Genomic DNA, 20141 nt, shown 5'->3' on the forward strand with positions numbered 1-20141 from the left:
ATCCGGACCGTCGCCGAGACGGGGTCGACCAATGCCGACATGCTGGAGCTGGCGCGCGGCGGCGCCGCCGAGGGCCTGTGGCTTCGCGCCGAGCGCCAGACCGGGGGCAGGGGGCGACAGGGCAGGGCGTGGAATTCGCCGGAGGGCAATCTCTACGTATCGACTTTGGTGCGGGTCCGGCTCGGTGAACCGCCGGCGGCGACCTTGGCGCTGGTAGCGTCGGTGGCGCTGGAAGAGACGGTATCCACTTTCCTGTTCCCCGGCGAAGGCCGGGGTCCAGTCTCGGCCCGCTCGCAGCCCGGGCCCGGCCTTCGCCGGGGAACACCCGTGTTGAAATGGCCGAACGACATCCTGATCGACGGCGCCAAGCTCTCGGGCATCCTGCTCGAACGCGCCGACGACGCAGTGGTAATCGGCTTCGGGGTCAACCTCGCGCACCATCCGGTCGACCTCGACCGCCCCGCCACCAGCCTTGCCGCGCATGGACCCGCCCCCGATCCGGCGATCTTCGCCGAGACGCTTGCCGAACTCTTCGCCCGCTGGCTGTCGCGCTGGCGCGACGGCATCGCGCCGGTCCGCGAGCGCTGGCTGGCGCGGGCGCATCCCAAAGGCACGGCGCTGACCGCACGGCTGAGCGAGGGGAGCGCAATCGACGGACTGTTCGAGGGGCTCGACCCCCAAGGTGCGCTCATCCTGCGCTTGGCCGATGGCACCAGCCGTGTCATTCACGCCGGCGACGTGTTCCTGCTCTGAAGGAGAGGCAAATGCTGCTCGCTGTCGATGCCGGCAACACCAATGTCGTCTTCGCGCTGCTCGACAAGGGCGAGATTCGCACGCGCTGGCGGATCGCCACCGATCCGCGGCGCACCGCAGACGAATATGCGGTCTGGCTGAGCCAGTTGCTCCAGCTCGAGGGCTATGACCGCTCGGCGGTGACCGACGTGATCGTCGGCACCGTGGTCCCGCGTGCGCTCCACAATCTGCAGGTGCTCGCCAGCAAATATTTCAAGACCGAGGCGGTGATTGCGGGCCAGGGCGCGGCCGAGTGGGGCTTCCAGCTCGATGTCGAGGAGCCCGGCAGCCTCGGCGCCGATCGGGCGCTAAACGTGATCGCGGCGCATGCCCGGCATGAAGGCGATCTGATCGTCATCGACTTCGGCACCGCGACGACGTTCGAATTGGTCGATTATAGCGGCGCCTACAAAGGCGGGATCATCGCGCCGGGGATCAACCTGTCGCTCGACGCGCTCGTCACCGCTGCAGCCAAGCTTCCCCGCATCGCGATCTCGGCTCCGGAGAAAACCAGCGTCGTCGGGCGTAATACGGTCGACCAGATGCACATCGGCATCTATTGGGGCTATATCGCGATGATCGAGGGCCTCGTCGCACGGATGAAGGCCGAGGTCGGACGCCCGCTCAAGGTCATCGCCACCGGCGGACTGGCGGTGCTCTTCGAAAAGCACACGACGGTCTTCGACACGATCGAACCCGACCTCACCATCCAGGGGTTGGCCATGCTGTGGCAACGCAGCCAGCAAGGAAATTAAGTGACTCCAGGCAACGAACTCCTCTTCCTCGCGCTGGGCGGCTCGGGCGAGATCGGCATGAACGTCAATCTCTATGGCACGCAGGGCAAATGGCTGATGGTCGATTGTGGCATCACCTTTGGCGACGCCAATTATCCGGGCGTCGACGTGATCCTGCCCGATCTCCAGTTCATCGAGGAGCGGCTCGACGATCTGCTCGGCATCGTGCTGACGCATGGCCATGAGGACCATATCGGCGCGCTGCCCTATCTCGCCGCCGATCTCGGCGTGCCGCTCTACGCCACGCCGTTCACCGCCGGGCTGATCTACGGGAAGCTCGAGGAAGAGGGCATCCTCGATCAGGTCAAGCTCCACGTGGTCAAGGAAGAGGGGCCGTTCACCATCGGCCCGTTCACGATGACCTATACCCCGCTTGCCCATTCGATCCCCGAGGGCAATGCGATCCTGATCGAGACGCCCTATGGCAAGGTGTTCCACACCGGCGACTGGAAGCTCGACGAATCGCCCGCGCTGGGCGGCGCATCGACCGCGGCCGAGCTGACCGCGATCGGCGACGCAGGCGTGCTGGCGCTGGTCTGCGATTCGACCAATGTGTTCAACCCCGAGGCCTCGGGCTCCGAGATCGACGTGCGCAAGGGGCTCGACGAAGTCGTCGCGGCGATCAAGGGGCGGGTGCTCGTCACCACCTTCGCGTCGAACGCGGCGCGGCTGCAGACTTTGGGCGCGGTGGCCGAGGATACCGGACGCCAGCTCTGCGTCGCGGGGCGCTCGCTCGACCGGATCATCCGCGTCGCCAAGGCGACCGGCTATCTGCGGGACTTCCCCGAGACGATCGACTTCGACACCGCGATGCGGCTGCCGCCCAACCAGGTGATGATCATCGCCACGGGCGGGCAGGGCGAGGCCCGCGCCGCGCTCAACCGCATCGCCGAGGACACCCACACGCTCAAGCTCCACGCCGGCGACACGGTGATCTTCTCGTCGCGCCAGATCCCGGGCAACGAGATCGCGATCGGCAAGATCATGAACACGCTGGCGAGCAAGGATGTCGAGATCATCACCGACCGCCAGGCCTTCGTCCACGTCTCGGGCCATCCCGGGCGGCCCGAACTCGCCGAGATGTATCGCTGGATCCGGCCCGAGATCATCGTGCCGGTCCATGGCGAAGTGCGACATATGCACGAGCAGGCGCGGTTCGCGCTCGAGCAGGGCGTTCCGCAGGCAGTGAAGCAAGTCAATGGCGACATCTGGCGGCTCGCGCCGGGCAAGCCCAGGCAGGTCGGCCAGGCGCATGCCGGACGGCTAGTCCTGGACGGCGACGTGATCCTCCCCGCCGACGGCACGACGATCAACGAGCGCCGGCGGATCGCGCTGTACGGCCAGATCTCGGTGGCGCTCGCGGTGCAGGGCGGGCGGCTGAAGGGCGCGCCGCAGATCCGCGTCCAGGGCGTGCCGGTAGAAGAGGATCGCGACGCGTTCCTCGAAGAAGCGGCCAAGGCGGCTGCCGACGCAGTCAAGAAGGACGGCCGGGACAGCGAGAAACTGCGCGAGAGCGTGCGGCTCGCCGTGCGGCGGTCGGCAGTGCGCTTCACCGGCAAGAAGCCCGTGGTCGACGTGCTGATCGTGGAGCTCTGAACCCATGCGCTGGCAGTCGATGCTCGCGATCTACATCCTGTTCTGGGCGTTCTCGGTGTTCCTCGTGCTGCCGTTCGGGGTGCGGACGGCGCACGAAGCCGGGGTCGAGCTCGTCCCTGGCCAGGCCGAGAGCGCGCCGCACGCGTTCAATCCGAAGAAGATCGCGATCCGCACGACTGCGGTTGCGACATTGCTGTTCGTCCTGTTCTACCTGAACTACGTCAATGGCTGGGTGACGGCAGAGACGCTCGACTGGGTGCACCGGTAGCAACCGGCCATCGTCCCGGCGAAGGCAGGGATGAAGTTAGGTGCGCAGCCTTTCGATCGCCTGGGCGAGTGCGACGTAGAGCTTGCCCATGTCCGACGAGAGCAACGTGACGCCGAGCGTCGAGCCGTCGCGCAGCGCCAATATGTGGCGTAGCATCGTCTCGAAATCGTGGATGTAGCGATTGACGTGCTCGCTGAACGCGGGATCCGCATCATATAGCCGCGCGATCTCGCGGGTGTCGCCGGGCTCGAGCAGGCGCACCGCGCGCCGGGTGAACACGCCGCGATCGCCCTTGAGATAGGCCGCCCAGGCACCGTCGGTGACTTCGGCGGAGAAGGCCTTGGCGATGTCGATCGAGGCCGAGTTGAGCGCTTCGATCAGCAAGGTGGTGCGGCGCGCGAAATTGTCGCTGTCGGCGCGCTCGCGATCGACGCGCTCTTCCTCGATCCGCGCCTCGAGCCGCGAGGTCGCGTCGGCGAGCGCGAGCATCTGCTGGGTGAGCCGCTCGGAAGCATGCGTCGCCGCATTGACCGCAGCCTCGGTGGTGTCGGCGAGCTGGACCATCTCGCGGCGGACGGTGCCGTCGACGGCGCGCTTGAGCGCGGTGCCGCTGGCTTCCTCGAGCGCGGACGCCGCGCTCGGGACGATCGTGGCGAGCGCGTCGCGGGCGTGCGCGGCGGCGGCGCTGGCCGTCTCGCGCACGCTGATCAATGCGTCGACCAGCTGCGGCGCAGCGGTTTCGGCGAAGCGGCGCGTGGTCTCGATGGTATCGTCGACGATCGCGCCGAGCGACGCGGCCTGCTGGCTGCCCGAGGCGAGCGTGTCGAGCAAAGAGGCCTGGGTCTTGGCGAGCGTGTCGCGCTGCTGCGAGACGACGTCGGCGATCGCCTCGATCGCATCGTGCGTACTTTCGGCCGCGGTGACCAAAGCGAGCAGCTCGGGCTTGGCACCCGAGACGATCCGCCGGCTCGCGGTGATCCGCGTGTCGAGCCGGGCGAGCGCTTCGGGCAAGGTCTCGTCGATCTCGCGCGCCGATGCGTCGAGCGCCGTCAGCAGGTCTTCCGACGTGCCGATCACCTTGCGCGCCAGCTGGTCGCCGGTGCGCAGCGCCTCGGACATCGCATCGGTCGAGCCCTGCAGCGCGCTGATCGAAGCGGCGAGCGATTGGGTCCGATCGGTGCCCGCGGCGTGGAGCACCTGAAGCTCGCGGTCGAGCCGGTCGACGCCTGCAGAGAGGCCCGCGAACAGCGAATCGCCGCGGCCCTGCTCCTGCGCCAGGCGCTCGCCGACACGGCCGATTGCTGCCTCGATCACCGCCATGCGCTCGCCGAGCGCCTCGGCGCTGTCGCGGCCGGCGCGATCGAGCGCGGCCTGATTGGCGCTGAGCATCGCGAGGATCGCTTCGCCCTGCGTGGCGATGCCCTTGCGCGCTTCGTCCACGGCGCCCGCGGCGCGATCGAGCACCGCGTCGACCGCGACCGACATCTGCCCGGTGACTTGTTCGAGCCGGACGCTGGCGGTCTCGCTGGTCGCTTCCATCCGCGAGATGTGCGCGGCGAGGCGTTCGGCGGCGCCGCCGGCGATCTGGTCGGCCTCGCGGCCGCGCTCGGACAGCGCAGTGAGCTGGGTATCGAGCGCGGCGGCGCGCTGGCTGGCGAGCAGCCCCGCGGCGTCGATCCGGCCGGCGAGCCCCTGCATCTCGTCATGCGCCTTGGGCAGAGTGGTGAGGATGATCTCGAAGCGCTTCTCTGCCTGGCCCATCGCTTCGCCGAAGGTGCGGATGCCGCCATCCATGCGCTGGGCCTGGCGCTCGACCATGCCAGCGGCGCCTTCGACGCGCTCGGCCGCGTGTTCGCCGAGCGAGGTGAGCGTGGTGGTGTGCTCGGCCAGAATCGCGTGATTCTCGGCGAGCTTCTGCGAAAGCGTGGCGAGCACGCGCTCGAGCGCGGCGGCCTCGGCGCGCATCTTGCGTGCGGTGACGCCGAAGCGCCGCGCCTCGGCCCGGCTGGTGCGCAAGGTGAGGAGGTAGACGATGCCGATCAGCGCAGGCGGCACGCACAGCGCCGCGATTAGCTGGATCAGCGCGACCGGCTCGAGGCCCCGCTCGAACGCGGGCCAGGTGAGCCAGCCCATCCCGGCGAACCAGGCGGCGACCGCCAGCCACGCAGCCGCGGGCGCCAGCCAGCCGAGGCTGCGGCTCTCGTCGGTATCCTCGTCGAGACCTAAATCTTCCAGCGGCGACGGGAGCGCCGAATTGTCGGAGAGGACGAGCTCTTCGTTGCCGTTGGACGGCACGAACGCTGGTTGCACTGATTTTGCCCCATTCATCGCGAATGTGTACCATGTTTGGACAGATCGCAAAACGCTGGAAACCACTGGTTAACCCCGTTCCGATAGCCAAGCGGAATGGCATATGATCCTGGTGCAATCGATGGAACGCTGGCGGCGGCGGTGGGCGATGAGCCCGCGCTGATCGCCGAGCTTCGCGAATCCTTTCTCGACAGCGTGAAACGCTGCGTCGGCGCGATGAAATCGGCCGACACGCCAGACAGCTGGACCGTGGCGGCGCTGCGGCTCAAGGGGCTGGCGGCGAGCTTCGGCGCGGTGCGGCTGATGGCGCTGGCATCGGAAGCGGTGACCGGGCCGGCGCATGACGGCGCCGTGCTGCGCCGGCTGCACCGGGCGATCGATAGGCTCTAGATCTGCCACCGTTCGTGCTGAGCTTGTCGAAGCACGGCTCTCCCAAGGCATGTCGCTCGCGGCTGAACGCCCTTCGACAGGCTCAGGGCGAACGGTAGGGCAGCTCAATCGTTCTTACCGCTTCCGGCTCAATTCGCGCATTGCGGCGTCGAGCCCGGACAGCGTCAGCGGGTACATGCGCTCCTGCATCAGCTCGCGGATGACGCGGACCGACTGGGTGTAGCCCCAATGCGCTTCGGGCAGGACGTTGAGCCAGACCGCCGCGGGATAGGTGTTGACCAGGCGCTGCATCCACACCGCGCCCGGCTCCTCGTTGAAATGCTCGACCGAGCCGCCGGGATGGGTGATCTCGTACGTACTCATCGAAGCGTCGCCGACGAAGATCAGTTTATAGTCGTGGCCGTATTTGTGGAGCACGTCCCAGGTCGGCGTGCGCTCGGTGAAGCGGCGGCGATTGTCCTTCCACAGGCCCTCGTACGGGCAATTGTGGAAGTAGAAGAATTCCATGTTCTTGAACTCGGAGGTGGCGGCCGAGAACAGCTCCTCGCAGAGCTTGACGAACGGATCCATCGAGCCGCCGACGTCGAGGAAGAGCAGCAGCTTCACCGCATTGTGGCGCTCGGGGCGCATATGGACGTCGAGCCAGCCTTGCTTGGCGGTGCCCTCGATTGTCGCGTCCACGTCTAGCTCGTCGGCGGCGCCTTCGCGGGCGAAGCGGCGCAGGCGGCGCAGCGCGACCTTGATGTTGCGGGTGCCGAGCTCCCTGGTGTTGTCGAGGTTCTTGAACGCGCGCTGGTCCCAGACTTTCAGCGCGCGGCCGTGCTTGCCTTCGCCCCCGATGCGGACGCCCTCGGGATTATAGCCTCCATTGCCGAAGGGCGAGGTGCCGCCGGTGCCGATCCACTTGCTGCCGCCCTGGTGGCGCTCGTGCTGTTCCGCGAGCCGCTGCTTGAGCGTCTCCATGATCGCGTCCCACGATCCGAGCGATTTGATCGCTGCCATTTCCTCAGGCGTGAGGAATTTCTCGGCGATCGCCTTGAGCCATTCCTCGGGGATCTCGGCGGGGGCGACGCCGTAGGTGGTGGCGATGCCACGGAAGACCTTGGCGAAGACCTGGTCGAAACGGTCGAGCAGGCCCTCGTCCTTCACGAAGGTGGCGCGGGCGAGATAGTAAAAAGCCTCAGGAGTGCGCTCGATGACGTCGCGGTCGAGCGCCTCGAGCAGGACGAGATGCTCCTTGAGACTCGCCGGGATGCCCGCGGCACGCAATTCGTCGAGGAAGGAGAAGAACATGGGCCCCTTCTAGGGCTGGCGCTGGTAGAGCGTCCAGTGGGTGCCCGACATGCCGTGGGCGCGCGCTCCGGTGATCGGCGCGAAGCGTGCGCCGCAGAGCGCGATCTGGCCGGGCGGCTCCTCGCCCCTGAAGCGATCGGCGAAGAAGAAGGGTGCGGCGGTGCAATCGGCCAGCTGGACCTTGAGCGGATAGTGCGCGGAGGCGGCGGCGGCCTCGAGCGTGGCGATGCCCGGCTCGCGGTCGAGAAGCAGGGTGGTGCCCCGCGGCGCGCGGGCCTGCATCGCGCGGATCGCGGCGCCGACATCGCCGCGGCGGTTGATCGCGAGGTCCATGTCGCAGGCGAGGCTGGCGCTGGTAATTGCGGCGAGCGCGCCACCGGCCAGCCAGCGCTTCCAGCCGCCGGCGCGCCAGCCGAGCCAGATAAACTCGGCGACCAGGATGAGCAGCGCGATGCCGACCAGGAGATAGTAACGCGGGTGCGCGACATTGCCTGCGCGGAGCAAGGCGAGCGCCAGCGGGAAAGCGAGGATCGCCAGCCGGTGGAAGGCAATCCGCGAAACCCCGGCCGAGGGCGCTAGCACGACTAGGGCGGGGACCAGAGCGAACCACCAGATGCTGACGATGGCGAAGCCGAGCGTGTACTGGACCATCTCCGATACGCCGTGGAGCAGTTCCATCGTGGAATATGGATCGTAGCGGCCGAACTTGAAGCCGGTGTGCGCCGCGGCGGCGCCGAGGATGATCGCGACGACGAGCCCGAGTGCGACTGCCGAGGGGAGGAACAGGCGCGTGGTGCCGGCCAACGCGGCTTTCGGCCCGCTACGCTTCCACAGCGCGAAGAATACCCAGCCGCCGAGCGCGCAGAAGCCGAAGATCATGATCAACTGCGAGAAGGCGCCGAGGAAGAAGCATATCGCCAGCGCGAGTGCCGGGCTGCGCTCGGCCTCGCCGGCCAGCCAGCGGTCGACGAGCAGGATCGCGGTCAGCAACGCCAGCGACATCGGCGCATAGCCGCGGGCCTCCGACCCGAACGTCACCAGAGCGGGGGAGATCGCGAACAGCAATGCCGTTATCAGCCCGAGCGCGAGAGCGCGGCGCGCGCCGATCAGCGCCGCGACCGGAATCGCGGCGGTGCCGGTGGCGATCGAGAGCGCGCGGGCGAGCGGCGGGGGAGCGTCGAACCCGACCAGCTGCATCCACAGCGAATTGAGATGGTGGTTATTGTCGTGGTTGATGTTGAGGAACACCCCCAGCGGGGTGCCGGCGTCGTGCGCCTGCTTGGCCGACCACGCCTCGTCGAGCCACAATGCGCCCTGCGCGCCGGCGATGCGGAGCGCCAGGCCGAGCAGCACGATTGCGCCGAGCAGCCACCAATATCGCCTGTCGACGCTGCCCCCCTGCATGCCGATACTAATGCGTCAGCGGCGCGCCGCGCACAAGTCAGCGGGCATAGGCGTCGATCAGCGAGCCGACATAATCGGGTTGGCGGCTGCTCAACTCGGCGGCGGGGCGGGCGGGGCGGACGGCCTTGCCGGCGGCAGGATCGGGCACGCCGTAGATGAAGCCGTGCGCCGGATAGATCGAGCTGCCGAGCCCGTTGGTATCGCGGTACCAGACCCTGACCTGGCTCCAGTCGCCGCGCGGCGAGACATCGAACAGGGTCACGTCCTGTTCGGCATGGCCACGCGCGCCGTTGAGCCTCGACCAATTGGCGTGGGTTACCATCACCACGCGCTTCTCGACGATGCGGCTGACCACGGCGACATGGCCGAGGGGGAGGCGGGCGCTCTTGGCGAAGGCGAGAACGGCGCCGATGCGCGGCTTCTGGCCGCGCTGGTAGCGGCCGTCGGCCTGGGCCCACCAGGTCCAGGCATCGCCATAGATCTGGATCCCCGAGGCTTCGCGCGCAAAGGGCACGCACTGCCCGACATATTCGAGCAGCGATTGCGCCTGCACGGGAACCGCGACGGAGACCGCAGCGACGAGAGCGATCGAAAACGCAAAACAACGCATACCCGGGCACCCTAAGGATACCCCCCACACCACCCGGTATCCCGGACTGGTTAAAAATCAGTTAACGCTGTTTCCGACGGCCGTGGACTGCCTCGACCAGCACGAACGAGATGATCATCAGCAGATACCAGGCGCCGAGCTTGGCGGGCGAGACCGGCTCCCAGCCATCTTCCTGCCCGGGATACATCCAGGCGTGCGAGAAGGTGCCGATATTCTCGGCGAACCAGATGAACAGGGCGACGAGGAACCAGCCGAGCAGCAGCGGCATCCAGCGCTCGGTACGCCAGACCGTGAAGTAGACACGCGTCCGGCGAAACAGCAGCGCGATCACGGCGAACAAGGCGAGACGCATGTCGGGCAGCCAATGGTGCGCGAAGAAATTAACGTAGATCGCGATGCCCAGCGTCCAGGTGATCCAGCGCCGAGGATAAAAGGGAAAGCGGAAGTCGAAGATCCGCCAGACGCGGGCGATATAGCTGCCGACCGCGGCGTACATGAACCCCGAGAAGAGCGGCACCCCGCCGATCCGCAGCAGGCTGGGCTCGGGATAGAGCCACGATCCATGCGCGGTCTTGAACAATTCCATCACCGTGCCGACGACATGGAAGGCGAGAATGACTTTCGCCTCGCTGAAACTCTCGAGCCGGAAGACCAGCATGCCGGCCTGGATGAGCACTGCGCCGATGACGAGGAAATCGTATCGCGCCAGCCGCGCATCGGCGGGATAAAGATAATGGGTGCCGAGCAGCAGGACGAGCAAAAGCGCGCCGAACAGGCACGCCCAGCCCTGTTTGAAGCCGAACAGCAGGAATTCGTAGAGCCACGCGTGCCAGCCCGGATGCGGATCGAAAGCCTCCAGCCGCGCACGGACGCGGGCAAAGCGCGTTGCGCCCGAAACCGGCGGGGGCATAAGGCTCAGGCCTTGACGGCGGGCGGCGGCGGCTGGCGCGGGTAGCGTTCGAGCTTCGTATCGATGACCGCCCAGGCGGGCGCGTCCTCGGTCCAGATCGCGACTTGCGGCGCGAGATCGTTCGGCGTGTCGAGGAAGCCGAGCCGCAAGGTGCGAAATTGCGGACGTGCCGATGACTGACCCATCACCTGCGTGCCGCAGGTGCCGCAAAAGCTCTGGATCAGCGTGTTGCCGCTTGCCGCTACATAGGAAGTCGCCGTGAGCTCGCCCTGGATTGCGATGTCCTCGGTCGCGAACATCGCATTGGTGGTCGGCGAGCCCGCGGCGATCCGCTGGCATTGGCGGCACCAGCATTGGCGGACCTGGATCGCGGCGCCGGCAATCGTCGCCGTGACCGCACCGCAGGCGCAGCGGCCGGTATAGCGAGTCACTTGTTCTGCCGCCGGCTCATGAAGGCGAGACGCTCGAACAGCATCACGTCCTGCTCGTTCTTGAGCAACGCGCCGTGGAGCGGCGGGATCGCCTTGCTCGGGTCCTTCGACTGGAGGACGTGGAGCGGCATTTCCTCGTGGAGGAGGAGCTTCAGCCAGTCGAGCAGTTCGGAGGTGCTCGGCTTCTTCTTGAGGCCGGGGACCTCGCGGATGTCGTAGAAGATATCCATCGCCTTGCTGACCAGGATCTTCTGGATGCCGGGGAAATGGACGTCGATGATCGCCTGCATCGTCGCGCGATCGGGGAATTTGATGTAGTGGAAGAAGCAGCGGCGCAGGAACGCGTCGGGCAATTCCTTCTCGTTGTTCGACGTGATCACCACGATCGGCCGCTCGGCGGCACGGACGGTCTGCTTGGTCTCGTAGACGTGGAATTCCATGCGATCGAGCTCGAGGAGCAGATCGTTGGGGAATTCGATATCGGCCTTGTCGATCTCGTCGATCAGCAGGACGGGGAGTTCGGGCGCAGTGAACGCCTCCCACAATTTGCCCTTGCGAATGTAGTTGGCGATGTCGTGGACGCGCTCGTCGCCGAGCTGGCCGTCGCGCAGCCGGGCGACCGCGTCATATTCGTAAAGGCCCTGCTGCGCCTTGGTGGTCGACTTGACGTTCCACTCGATCAGCGGCGCGCCGACCGCCTTGGCGATCTCGTAAGCGAGAACGGTCTTGCCGGTTCCCGGCTCGCCCTTGACGAGCAAGGGCCGGCGGAGGGTGACGGCCGCGTTGACGGCGACCTTGAGGTCGTCCGTCGCGACATAGCTTTGGGTGCCTTCGAAGCGCATCGCCGCTTCCTAGGGGCGCAGGGTGCCCCCGCGCAAGCTTCAGCCGCGCGTGCGGGCGCTGGCGCGGGCCTCGAGCAGGTCCCACAGCCCGCGATGCTGGGCGAACACCTGCTGCGCACCGAACAGCATCGCGCGCTCCATCGCGGCTTCGCGAGCGAGCGCATCGACGACGCTGACGGTTTCCTCGGCGAGCGGCAGCGTGGAGACCGGCACCGCAAGGCTCAGCCGGTTGGCGACGGCATCGAGCACTTCGCGGATCGTCGCCCAGTCGATCGCCAGCGCAAGCGCGGCGCCCGCCGCGCAGCCGGCGCGGTCCGATTGGGCGAGCATGTCGAGCGCGTGCCGCTGCGCCTGCGCGGCGGCTTCCGATTCGGCATGGCCGGGAGTGCTGGGCAGCGAGCCCGCGGCAGCGACGATGCGGACGAGATAGGCGCGCTCGGTGGCGAAAGCACTCGCCGCCGCCTCGAGCCAGTCACGCTCGAGCGAGACCTGGGCATGATCGAGCGCATGTTCGACCAGGCCGGGATGGCGGCCGTGCAGCACGCAGATGAAATGCGCGGCATCGGCCAGATCGCGCAGCGGCTCGGGATCCGCAGCCAGGCGCCGGAGATAAGGGTGATTCGCGCTGCCATCGGAAGCGACGAGCGATCCCATCGCTCCCCATGTGCCGCCGAGACGGGCGATCTGTGCGGTATCGAACGGCATATGCCCCCAAATCCAGAGATGCCGGCGATACCGGCGCGCCCTCTATGCGGCCTTGGGATATACCGAACCACGTAAATACGTGGTTGATGCGGAATTTACCGTTCGGTCGCGACCTGTGGAGAACGGCGATTGTCCTCTTTCCCGTGTTCCTGCGAAAGCAGGAGCCCAGGCCACGCAGTACTTCGCCGCCCTGGGCTCCTGCTTTCGCAGGAGCACCTGGCTCACCAGTTGAACATCGTCCCGTCCTCGAGCCGGTTCACCGGCAAGTAAGCGCGCTTATATTCGTACTGCGCCGCCAGCGCCTCGTCCAAGTCGACGCCCAGCCCGGGCTTGTCGCCAGGATGCATCAGCCCGTTCGACAGCGAATAGGCATGCGGGAACACCGCATCGGTCTCCGGCGTGTGGCGCATATATTCCTGGATGCCGAAATTGGGCACCGACAGCCCGAAATTGAGCGCCGCGGCCATGCTCACCGGCGAGAGATCGGTGGCACCATGGCAGCCGGTGCGGACCTGATAGAGGTCGGCGAGCGCGGCAATCCGGCGGAGATGGGTGATGCCGCCGGCATGGACCACGGTCGCGCGGACATAGTCGATCAACTGCTCCTCGATCAGCTGCTTGGCGTCCCAGATCGAATTGAAGATCTCGCCGACCGCGAGCGGGGTCGTGGTGTGCTGGCGGATCAGGCGGAAGCCGGCCTGGTTTTCGGCCGGAGTGGCGTCCTCGAGCCAGAACAGCCGGTACGGCTCGAGATCCTTGCCGAGCCGCCCTGCCTCGATCGGAGTCAGCCGGTGATGGACGTCGTGGAGCAGATGCACGTCCCAGCCGAGCGCATCGCGCGCCTTGTCGAACAGCTCGGGCACGTGGCGCATATATTTGGAGGTCGACCACAGCGTCTCCTCGGGAAGCGACCCCTTGGCGGGCTCGTAATAGAAACGCTCGCCCGACACGCCATAGGTCGCGGCCAGGCCGGGAACGCCCGACTGGAGACGGACTGCCTTATACCCCTGTTCGAGATATTCGTGCGCCCGCTCGATCGTCTCGCTGATATCGCTACCATTGGCATGACCATAAACCATGCAGCCCTCGCGGCTGGCACCACCCAATAGCTGCCAGACCGGCAGCCCCGCGATCTTGCCCTTGATATCCCACAAGGCCATGTCGACCGCCGCGATCGCGCTCATCGTCACCGGCCCGCGGCGCCAATAAGCGCCCTTGTAGAGATATTGCCAGATGTCCTCGATCGTGTGCGCATCGCGCCCGATCAGGCAGGGGATGACATGGTCGGTGAGGTAGCTCGCCACGGCCAATTCGCGGCCGTTCAGCGTCGCGTCGCCGACGCCGTAGACGCCCTGGTCTGTCTCGATCTTGAGCGTTACGAAGTTCCGGCCGGGGCACGTTACGATCACGCGCGCGGAGATGATGCGGGGCAAAGAGAATCCTCGAAAAGTGGTCAGGCCAATATCTCCTTGTGACGGCTATGCTGTCAACCTAGGGTGGGCGGGTGAGGACGGAATGAAGATCAAGGGCAACAAGCTGTACCAGCGGATCGCTGCGTCGATCACCGAGGCGATCGAGGCGGGGCGCTGGTCCCCCGGCACGCGGCTCCCCGGCGAGCGCGACCTGGCCGAGGAATATAAGGTCAGCCGCCCGACGATCCGCGAGGCGATGATCGCGCTCGAGATGAAGGGCTGGATCGAGGCGAGGCACGGCTCGGGGCTGTACGTCACCAAGCGCGATCATGGCACCGGCCAGCGCGAGGACGCGCTCAACTTCGATGTCGGCGCGTTCGACCTGACCGAGGCGCGGATCCTGTTCGAAGGCGAGGCGGCGGCACTGGCGGCGGTCTCGATCACCGACGAGCAGCTCGACGAGATCGATGGGCTGCTGGTGGAAATGGCGGCGGAGGATTCGAACGAGCCTTCGGTGATGGACGCCGACCATCGCTTCCACCTCGCAATCGCGACTGCGACGGGGAATGCCGCGATCCGCAGCGTGATCGAATATCTGTGGGAATTGCGTACCAAATCCCCGCTTGCGGCGAACATGTTCGCGCGGGCCAAGCGCGGCGGGATCACCCCGCGGGTGGACGAGCATCGCCCGATCGTGGCGGCGCTTCGGGCGCGCGACCCGCATGCGGCGCGCAGCGCGATGCGGCGGCACCTGCGCGGCGTGGTCGATGACTTGCTCGAGGCGACCGAGCTCGAAGTGATGGAGCGGGCACGGAGCGAGCTGGATGCACGGCGGGACAGCGTGGCGCGGCGGTTGAAGATCGGGTCGGGTTGAGGGCGCCGACTTCCTGACCAAATCTAGAGGCAAGAAATCCGAATTGAGGATCGAGGGCATGCGTCTCTACGCACGATCTCCAAAATCGATCATTTTGCCGATTCCTTCCGGTATATCTACCCAGACCGTCGGCTGACCTGAACTCGTCCAAGCCATCCTGTATTCTTCCTGCCAGGAGTCTGCTTCCGATTTCATAAAATGCCCTCGGTCCTCATTGTTTGTATACCGAACAGAGCCTGAAACCGATTTCTTCCCAAGGACCTCGTCTAAACTTGACCGAAGACGCTCTAAATCCAGGATCTCAATGGCGCATGACTTCTTGAGCATCGCCATTAAACCTGCAGATAAAACAGTGCTCATACATAAAATGTAGGCATCCTCCTCAAAATGATCGATTTCAGCATGCTTCACATAGGTAAAGTCATCGTCGCCAAAATCCTTGAAGCCAATATTATGTATTCTACCCCCTCTTACGTCGGGCCCTAGCTCCAATATTCCGCGGAAATCCGATTTCTTGCACCCAACAAGTCTCGCCTGAAGAACTTCGTCAGGCGTGAAAATGCCGTCGCGGTGATTAGATAAAAAGGAACTGGCTAGAGAAATTGGGATTTGCCCCCCTCTTTCCCAACTGAGCGCATAATCCTTCTTTTCAAAGTATTTGAATAACCTGCCTCTGTGCGGGAGCGGCTCGAATAATATGGAGGGCTGGCTCATATGATCCGATCAGCGGTTCAACTCGTTGTGGCGGAGAGGGTGGGATTCGAACCCACGGTGAGCTTGCACCCACGGCGGTTTTCAAGACCGCTGCCTTAAACCACTCGGCCACCTCTCCGCTGACGCTCCGCTATCGCGCCGCGCGGCAGTATGCCAGAAAATCTTGACCGCCTGCCGCGGCAAGGGGTTCATGCCCGGGCGCCGCTGTGCCACAAACGCTTAATGGCTGGTTTGCGTACGATGTTCGGAAGAATGATGGCCCTCGCGGTCGCGGTGATCGTTGCGAGCCCGGCGGCGGGGCCGGCGATCGCGCAGGACGAGAGCGGCTTCCAGACCTATCTCCAGACGCTGGCGCGGCAGGCGATGGCCGAGGGCGTCACCCGGCGGACGGTCGATCTGGTGATCCCGACGCTGACCTATAATGCCCGCGTGGTCGAGCTCGACCGGCAGCAACCCGAAACCCGGCCCAATGCGCCGATCTCGCCGTTCGAGCCTTATCGGCGCCAGCATGTCGATGCGGCGCGGATCGGGCAGGGGCGCAGCGCGTACCAGCGCCAACGCCCGCGGCTGGCGCGGATCGAGCGCGAGACGGGCGTACCCGAATCGATCATGGTGGCGATCTGGGGACACGAGACCAATTATGGCCGCGTGATGGGCGGGTTCGACTTGCCGCGCGCACTGGCCAGCCTCGCCTACGAAGGGCGGCGGCGCGCGCTGTTCGCCGAGGAGTTCATCGCGACGCTCAAGATGATCGATCGCGGGGTGCCGCGCGAGAAGCTGGTCGGCAGCTGGGCGGGCGCGTTCGGCGGGCCGCAATTCCTGCCGAGCGTCTATCTGCGGCTCGCCGTGGACGGCGACGGCGACGGGCTCGCCGACATCTGGAGCAGCGAGGCGGACACGCTCGCCTCGATCGCGAATTATTTCGTCAACGCCGGCTGGCGGCCGGGCCAGCCCTGGGGAGTCGCGGTGCGCGTTCCCGAGGGGTTCGACCGGGGGGCGATCGCGGGGCGAACCAATGCGCCGCGCTGTCCGCGGGTGCAGGAGCGGCACAGCCGGTGGAAGACGATCGGCGAGTGGCGCGCTTTGGGGCTGACGCCGCAGGGGCGTGCCTGGCCGGCCGACAACGTCCAGGCGACCTTGCTCGAACCCGACGGGCCCGGAAAGACCGCCTATCTGCTCACCGGCAATTATCGCGTTATCCTCGACTATAATTGCTCGAATTTTTACGCTTTGTCGGTAGGGCTGCTCGCCGATGAAGTCGAACGCTAGCGCCATCGCTGCCCTTCTCGTCCTCGCCGGTTTCGGCGGGGAGCGAGCCCTTGCCCATATCGGCCCGCAGGACCGGCCCGGTGCCGGCTATCCCGCGCCGGGTGCCAAACAGGCCGCGCCGCGGCTCGATTACGGGCAGGCGCAGGACGGCTATGCCGATCCCGCGCCGGAGGCTACCGGCCCACGCGGCACCTCGCAGCGCGCGCCCGGCGAGCAGCGTTACGACGAAGTCGGCTATGCCGCGATCGGCGACGGCGAGGGTGTCACCGGAGTCCATCCCTCGCTTGCCCCCGATTCGCTGGTCGAAGTGACGTCGCTGGAAAATGGGCGGACGATCGTCGTGCTGGTCACCGCGACCGATCCTGGCGCGGGCAATCCGATCCGGTTGTCGCCCGGCGCCGCGCGCGAACTCGGCCACGACGGTGGCGGGCGAGTCGCGGTGCGGGTGCGCAAGGTCGCGGCCGGCCCAGGCGACATGCTCGCCTTGCGTGCCGGCGGCCCCGCCGCGGCGCGTCCCGATACGCCGCCGATCCTGCTCAATGCGCTCCGCAAGCATCTCGGTGCACCGGTTGCGGCGGCGCCGGCACCGGTCGAGCGGCCGGCTTATTCGCGTCCCTCCCCCGCGCCGCGCGCTGCCCGCCCGGCATCGGGCGCAGGATTTTACGTTCAGATCGCCGCACTTTCTAACGCCCGGAACGCGCAAGCGCTTGCGCAGAGGCTCGGCGGGTCCGTAAAGCAGGGCGGAGGGCTCTATCGCGTGCAGCTCGGCCCCTTCGCCACACGGGCGCAGGCCGATGCAGCGCGGGGCGGGGCCGCACGCGCGGGTCATGGAGACGCGCGCGTCATCGCCGTCAACTGAGTAACCCGGGGACCCGGACTGCCATGAAGAAGCTTATCGCCGCCTCGATCTTGGCGCTCGCCGTCGCTTATCCGACCACCGCGCAGAACCCGCCCTTCGATACCCCCGCGCCGATCGCCTATCTCGAGGACCTGTCTTCGGGCGCGGTGCTCTATGCCAAGGATGCCGATCGCCGCATCCCGCCGGCCTCGATGGCGAAGATGATGACGGTCTATGTCGCGTTCGACCTGATCAAGCAGGGCAAGCTCAAGCTGAGCGACACCACCACGGTCGCGCCCGAAACCTGGAAGAAGTGGCATTCGCAAGGCTCGACGATGTTCCTGGCGGTCGGCGAGCAGCCGCGGGTCGAGGATCTGCTCAACGGCATCGTCACGCTGTCGGGCAACGACGCCTGCGTCGTGCTCGCCGAGAAGATCGCGGGTACCGAGGAAGCGTTCGTCAATCTGATGAACCAGCAGGCCAAGAAGATCGGGCTGAGCAACAGCCAGTTCGGCACCTCGAACGGCTGGCCCGACGAAGGGCGGACCTACGTGACGGCGCGCGATCTCGCGCACCTCGCCAAGGCGACGATCCAGGATCATCCACAACTCTACAAGCAATTCTACAGCCGCACGTCCTACACCTGGGGCAAGACGCTGGGTGCCGGCGCGGACATCGTCCAGGGCAATCGCGATCCGCTGCTCGGGCGGGTCGCAGGTGCCGACGGGCTCAAGACCGGGCATACCGACGAAGCGGGCTATGGCTTCACCGGCTCGGCCGACCAGAACGGCCGGCGGCTGGTGATGGTCGTCGCCGGGCTCAGCACCTATGGCCAGCGCGCCGAGGAATCGGTGCGCTTCATGCAATGGGGCTTCCGCGCGTGGAGCCCGCTGGCGATCGCGTCGAAAGGCAAGAGGATCGGCGACGTCGAAGTGCAGGGCGGCGGCGCGGGCAGCGTCGGCGTGGTCGCGCCGCGCGCGCTCAACGCGACGGTGCCCGCGGGCACGTCGCCGAAGCTCACCGGCAAGCTGGTCTATCTCGGCCCGGTCAAGGCGCCGATCAAGGCGGGTGCGCACATCGCCGACCTGGTCGTCGAGACGCCGGGCATGCCGACCCAGACGCTGCCGCTGGTCGCCGAAGCCGATGTCGGCGAGGCGGGGTTCTTCCGGCGGGTGTGGCTCGGGCTGACGTCGCTGTTCGGCTAATCGCTTGCCGCTCCCCGGCAGGGAGGGGATAGCAGCATGATGCTCCTCGGCAACGAATCCGCGCGCGACGCGCTTGCCGCCGCCATGGCCAGCGGCGTGCTCCACCATGCCTGGCTGATCGCCGGACCCGAAGGGGTAGGGAAGGGCAGTTTCGCGCGCCAGGCGGCGGCGCGGATGCTGGCCGAGGCGAGCGAGCCGCAGAAGCTCGGTCCCGGCTGGGACGTGCCCGAGACCACCCAGACCGCGCATCTGATCGCCGCGGGCGCGCATCCCGATTATCGCGAGCTGGTGCGGCTGCCCAAGGATGCCGCCAAGCCCGACGAGGCGCTCGCCCGCTCGATCACCATCGCACAGGTGCGCAGCCTGCAGCCGCTGTTCGCGACCAAGCCCTCGCTGAGCAGCCGCCGCGTGATCGTGATCGACTCGATCGACGATCTCGAGCGCGGCGGCGCCAATGCGCTGCTCAAGAACCTCGAGGAGCCGCCGGCGGGGACGATCTTCCTGCTGGTCAGCCATGCGCCCGGGCAATTGCTGCCGACGATCCGCTCGCGCTGCCGATTGCTGCGGTTCGAAGCGCTCGCCGCCGAGCAGATCGCCGGCATTCTGCGCGACGCCATCCCCGATGCGAGCCGGAGCGAGATCGACGCGCTGGTCCGCGCCGGCGAAGGCTCGCCGGGGCGCGCCCTCGGATTTGCGGGGCTCGATCTGGCCGCGCTGGAGCGCGACATGGCGGTGCTGGCGGAAACCGGCGACCCATCCAACGCCGTGCGCTCACGGCTGGCCAAAGCGCTCGGCGTCAAGGCGGCGCAACCGCGCTACGAGGCGTTCCTGCACCGCGCGCCGAGCTTCATCGCCGAGCAGGCCCGAACGCGATCGGGAGAACCGCTGCGAATAGCGCTCGACGCCTATGCTGCGGCACGCGAGTTGGGGCCCGCCGCGACCGGGCTTTCGCTCGATGCCGCGGCGACGGTGTTCGAAATGTCGGGGCTGATCGCGCGGCTGGCGACGCGCGCTTGACGTTCACGTAAGGGTAAAGCTATAGGCCAGGCATGAACGCTGCCGCCTTTCCCCTCGAGGCCCTGGCGCCTATCGAGCCCCGTCCCGAGCAGGACACTTTCTCCATTTCGGATCTCTGCGCCGAGTTCGCGGTCACCCCGCGCGCGCTGCGCTTCTATGAGGATGAGGGGCTGATCGGCCCCGAGCGGCGCGGCACCCAGCGCATCTATTCGCACGCCGATCGCGCGCGGCTTGCCTGGATCCTGCGCGGCAAGCGGGTCGGCTTCAGCCTTGGCGAAATCAAGGAGATGATCGATCTCTACGATGTCGGCGACGGCCGCCGGGTGCAGAAGCAAGTCACGCTCGAACGCTGCCGCGACCGTATCGAACTGCTCGAAAACCAGAAGCGCGACATCGACGCGCACATCGCCGAGCTCCAGCAATTCGTCGAACTGCTCCAAAGCAGCGACGCTCACTGAGGAACCTGA

General features: G+C 66.7%; 21 protein-coding genes and 1 tRNA gene. 11 read left to right on the forward strand and 11 right to left on the reverse strand.

Annotated elements, in window-relative coordinates; translation table 11 throughout:
• Positions 1 to 39 precede the first annotated feature (39 nt).
• From E5A73_RS02305 to E5A73_RS02320, 4 genes are read left to right on the forward strand one after another with little or no spacing between them, the layout of a single operon-like run.
• Positions 40 to 753, forward strand: a complete 714-nt coding sequence (locus E5A73_RS02305) for a biotin--[acetyl-CoA-carboxylase] ligase (RefSeq protein ID WP_206366372.1) — start codon at positions 40 to 42, stop codon at positions 751 to 753.
• 11 nt (positions 754 to 764) lie between these two features.
• On the forward strand, positions 765 to 1547 hold the full coding sequence (locus tag E5A73_RS02310; RefSeq protein WP_135962168.1) for a type III pantothenate kinase: 783 nt from the start codon (positions 765 to 767) through the stop codon (positions 1545 to 1547).
• Positions 1548 to 3182, forward strand: a complete 1635-nt coding sequence (locus E5A73_RS02315) for a ribonuclease J (RefSeq protein ID WP_135962169.1) — start codon at positions 1548 to 1550, stop codon at positions 3180 to 3182.
• 4 nt (positions 3183 to 3186) lie between these two features.
• Positions 3187 to 3450 (forward strand): DUF1467 family protein, encoded by a 264-nt coding sequence (locus tag E5A73_RS02320; protein ID WP_135962170.1) that lies wholly within the window; start codon positions 3187 to 3189, stop codon positions 3448 to 3450.
• Between the two features lie 36 nt (positions 3451 to 3486).
• On the opposite strand, the gene E5A73_RS02325 is transcribed toward E5A73_RS02320, so the two are convergent.
• Positions 3487 to 5760: a coiled-coil domain-containing protein gene (locus E5A73_RS02325; RefSeq protein WP_135962171.1), complete on the reverse strand. Its 2274-nt coding sequence runs from the start codon at positions 5758 to 5760 to the stop codon at positions 3487 to 3489.
• Positions 5761 to 5856: 96 nt separating this feature from the next.
• On the opposite strand from E5A73_RS02325, the gene E5A73_RS02330 reads away from it, so the two are divergent.
• The gene (locus E5A73_RS02330; RefSeq protein ID WP_135962172.1) at positions 5857 to 6150 is read left to right on the forward strand and encodes an Hpt domain-containing protein; all 294 of its coding nucleotides are present in this window, start codon (positions 5857 to 5859) and stop codon (positions 6148 to 6150) included.
• 114 nt (positions 6151 to 6264) lie between these two features.
• Here the strand turns inward: E5A73_RS02330 and E5A73_RS02335 are convergent, their stop codons facing one another.
• From E5A73_RS02335 to manD, 8 genes are all read right to left on the reverse strand, one after another.
• The gene (locus tag E5A73_RS02335; RefSeq protein ID WP_135962173.1) at positions 6265 to 7443 is read right to left on the reverse strand and encodes a vWA domain-containing protein; all 1179 of its coding nucleotides are present in this window, start codon (positions 7441 to 7443) and stop codon (positions 6265 to 6267) included.
• Between the two features lie 9 nt (positions 7444 to 7452).
• Positions 7453 to 8847 carry a hypothetical protein gene (locus tag E5A73_RS02340; protein ID WP_135962174.1) on the reverse strand — a complete coding sequence of 465 codons (1395 nt, stop codon included), beginning with the start codon at positions 8845 to 8847 and terminating at the stop codon, positions 7453 to 7455.
• A 37-nt stretch (positions 8848 to 8884) separates the two neighbouring features.
• Positions 8885 to 9457: a CHAP domain-containing protein gene (locus E5A73_RS02345; protein WP_135962175.1), complete on the reverse strand. Its 573-nt coding sequence runs from the start codon at positions 9455 to 9457 to the stop codon at positions 8885 to 8887.
• Positions 9458 to 9518: 61 nt separating this feature from the next.
• Positions 9519 to 10367, reverse strand: coding sequence for a DUF817 domain-containing protein (locus E5A73_RS02350; RefSeq protein WP_135962176.1), 849 nt, complete (start codon positions 10365 to 10367; stop codon positions 9519 to 9521).
• A gap of 5 nt (positions 10368 to 10372) precedes the next feature.
• Positions 10373 to 10798 (reverse strand): GFA family protein, encoded by a 426-nt coding sequence (locus tag E5A73_RS02355; protein WP_135962177.1) that lies wholly within the window; start codon positions 10796 to 10798, stop codon positions 10373 to 10375.
• Positions 10795 to 11640, reverse strand: a complete 846-nt coding sequence (locus tag E5A73_RS02360) for an AAA family ATPase (RefSeq protein ID WP_135962178.1) — start codon at positions 11638 to 11640, stop codon at positions 10795 to 10797. The genes E5A73_RS02355 and E5A73_RS02360 overlap by 4 nt, the downstream gene beginning before the upstream one ends.
• 39 nt (positions 11641 to 11679) lie before the next feature.
• Entirely contained in the window at positions 11680 to 12345 is a 666-nt protein-coding gene (locus tag E5A73_RS02365) for a DUF6975 family protein (RefSeq protein ID WP_135962179.1), read from the reverse strand.
• 221 nt (positions 12346 to 12566) lie between these two features.
• The gene (manD, locus tag E5A73_RS02370) at positions 12567 to 13778 is read right to left on the reverse strand and encodes a D-mannonate dehydratase ManD (RefSeq protein ID WP_135962180.1); all 1212 of its coding nucleotides are present in this window, start codon (positions 13776 to 13778) and stop codon (positions 12567 to 12569) included.
• Between the two features lie 82 nt (positions 13779 to 13860).
• Between manD and E5A73_RS02375 the strand changes: the two genes are divergently transcribed.
• Positions 13861 to 14631, forward strand: a complete 771-nt coding sequence (locus tag E5A73_RS02375) for a FadR/GntR family transcriptional regulator (protein ID WP_135962181.1) — start codon at positions 13861 to 13863, stop codon at positions 14629 to 14631.
• A 66-nt stretch (positions 14632 to 14697) separates the two neighbouring features.
• On the opposite strand, the gene E5A73_RS02380 is transcribed toward E5A73_RS02375, so the two are convergent.
• Positions 14698 to 15345 (reverse strand): hypothetical protein, encoded by a 648-nt coding sequence (locus tag E5A73_RS02380; RefSeq protein ID WP_135962182.1) that lies wholly within the window; start codon positions 15343 to 15345, stop codon positions 14698 to 14700.
• A 28-nt stretch (positions 15346 to 15373) separates the two neighbouring features.
• Positions 15374 to 15463 (reverse strand) — tRNA-Ser (locus E5A73_RS02385).
• A gap of 134 nt (positions 15464 to 15597) precedes the next feature.
• On the opposite strand from E5A73_RS02385, the gene E5A73_RS02390 reads away from it, so the two are divergent.
• The 5 genes from E5A73_RS02390 to E5A73_RS02410 are packed head-to-tail and all read left to right on the forward strand — an operon-like array spanning position 15598 to position 20132.
• Positions 15598 to 16614, forward strand: coding sequence for a lytic murein transglycosylase (locus E5A73_RS02390; RefSeq protein WP_240699974.1), 1017 nt, complete (start codon positions 15598 to 15600; stop codon positions 16612 to 16614).
• Complete coding sequence (locus tag E5A73_RS02395) at positions 16598 to 17473, forward strand: SPOR domain-containing protein (protein WP_135962183.1); 876 nt, start codon at positions 16598 to 16600, stop codon at positions 17471 to 17473. Before E5A73_RS02390 ends, E5A73_RS02395 begins: the two co-directional genes overlap by 17 nt.
• A gap of 23 nt (positions 17474 to 17496) precedes the next feature.
• On the forward strand, positions 17497 to 18657 hold the full coding sequence (locus E5A73_RS02400; protein ID WP_135962184.1) for a D-alanyl-D-alanine carboxypeptidase family protein: 1161 nt from the start codon (positions 17497 to 17499) through the stop codon (positions 18655 to 18657).
• A 39-nt stretch (positions 18658 to 18696) separates the two neighbouring features.
• A complete protein-coding gene (locus E5A73_RS02405; protein ID WP_240699975.1) occupies positions 18697 to 19674 on the forward strand; it encodes an AAA family ATPase in 978 nt (325 codons plus the stop codon).
• Between the two features lie 32 nt (positions 19675 to 19706).
• Positions 19707 to 20132 (forward strand): MerR family transcriptional regulator, encoded by a 426-nt coding sequence (locus tag E5A73_RS02410; RefSeq protein WP_135962186.1) that lies wholly within the window; start codon positions 19707 to 19709, stop codon positions 20130 to 20132.
• Positions 20133 to 20141 lie beyond the last annotated feature (9 nt).

The sequence above is a fragment of the Sphingomonas gei genome, from assembly GCF_004792685.1.
Lineage (GTDB): Bacteria > Pseudomonadota > Alphaproteobacteria > Sphingomonadales > Sphingomonadaceae > Sphingomonas > Sphingomonas gei.

Bases quoted from the DNA above. Each gene is read 5' to 3' on its own strand.
- E5A73_RS02410 (WP_135962186.1), top strand. From the start codon at position 19,707: ATGAACGCTGCCGCCTTTCCCCTCGAGGCCCTGGCGCCTATCGAGCCC.
- E5A73_RS02350 (WP_135962176.1), bottom strand. From the start codon at position 10,367: ATGCCCCCGCCGGTTTCGGGCGCAACGCGCTTTGCCCGCGTCCGTGCG.
- E5A73_RS02305 (WP_206366372.1), top strand. From the start codon at position 40: ATGCTGGAGCTGGCGCGCGGCGGCGCCGCCGAGGGCCTGTGGCTTCGC.
- E5A73_RS02310 (WP_135962168.1), top strand. From the start codon at position 765: ATGCTGCTCGCTGTCGATGCCGGCAACACCAATGTCGTCTTCGCGCTG.
- E5A73_RS02375 (WP_135962181.1), top strand. From the start codon at position 13,861: ATGAAGATCAAGGGCAACAAGCTGTACCAGCGGATCGCTGCGTCGATC.
- E5A73_RS02395 (WP_135962183.1), top strand. From the start codon at position 16,598: ATGAAGTCGAACGCTAGCGCCATCGCTGCCCTTCTCGTCCTCGCCGGT.
- E5A73_RS02365 (WP_135962179.1), bottom strand. From the start codon at position 12,345: ATGCCGTTCGATACCGCACAGATCGCCCGTCTCGGCGGCACATGGGGA.
- E5A73_RS02345 (WP_135962175.1), bottom strand. From the start codon at position 9,457: ATGCGTTGTTTTGCGTTTTCGATCGCTCTCGTCGCTGCGGTCTCCGTC.
- E5A73_RS02390 (WP_240699974.1), top strand. From the start codon at position 15,598: ATGATGGCCCTCGCGGTCGCGGTGATCGTTGCGAGCCCGGCGGCGGGG.
- E5A73_RS02340 (WP_135962174.1), bottom strand. From the start codon at position 8,847: ATGCAGGGGGGCAGCGTCGACAGGCGATATTGGTGGCTGCTCGGCGCA.
- E5A73_RS02330 (WP_135962172.1), top strand. From the start codon at position 5,857: ATGGCATATGATCCTGGTGCAATCGATGGAACGCTGGCGGCGGCGGTG.
- E5A73_RS02360 (WP_135962178.1), bottom strand. From the start codon at position 11,640: ATGCGCTTCGAAGGCACCCAAAGCTATGTCGCGACGGACGACCTCAAG.
- E5A73_RS02320 (WP_135962170.1), top strand. From the start codon at position 3,187: ATGCGCTGGCAGTCGATGCTCGCGATCTACATCCTGTTCTGGGCGTTC.
- E5A73_RS02400 (WP_135962184.1), top strand. From the start codon at position 17,497: ATGAAGAAGCTTATCGCCGCCTCGATCTTGGCGCTCGCCGTCGCTTAT.
- E5A73_RS02380 (WP_135962182.1), bottom strand. From the start codon at position 15,345: ATGAGCCAGCCCTCCATATTATTCGAGCCGCTCCCGCACAGAGGCAGG.
- E5A73_RS02405 (WP_240699975.1), top strand. From the start codon at position 18,697: ATGCTCCTCGGCAACGAATCCGCGCGCGACGCGCTTGCCGCCGCCATG.
- E5A73_RS02335 (WP_135962173.1), bottom strand. From the start codon at position 7,443: ATGTTCTTCTCCTTCCTCGACGAATTGCGTGCCGCGGGCATCCCGGCG.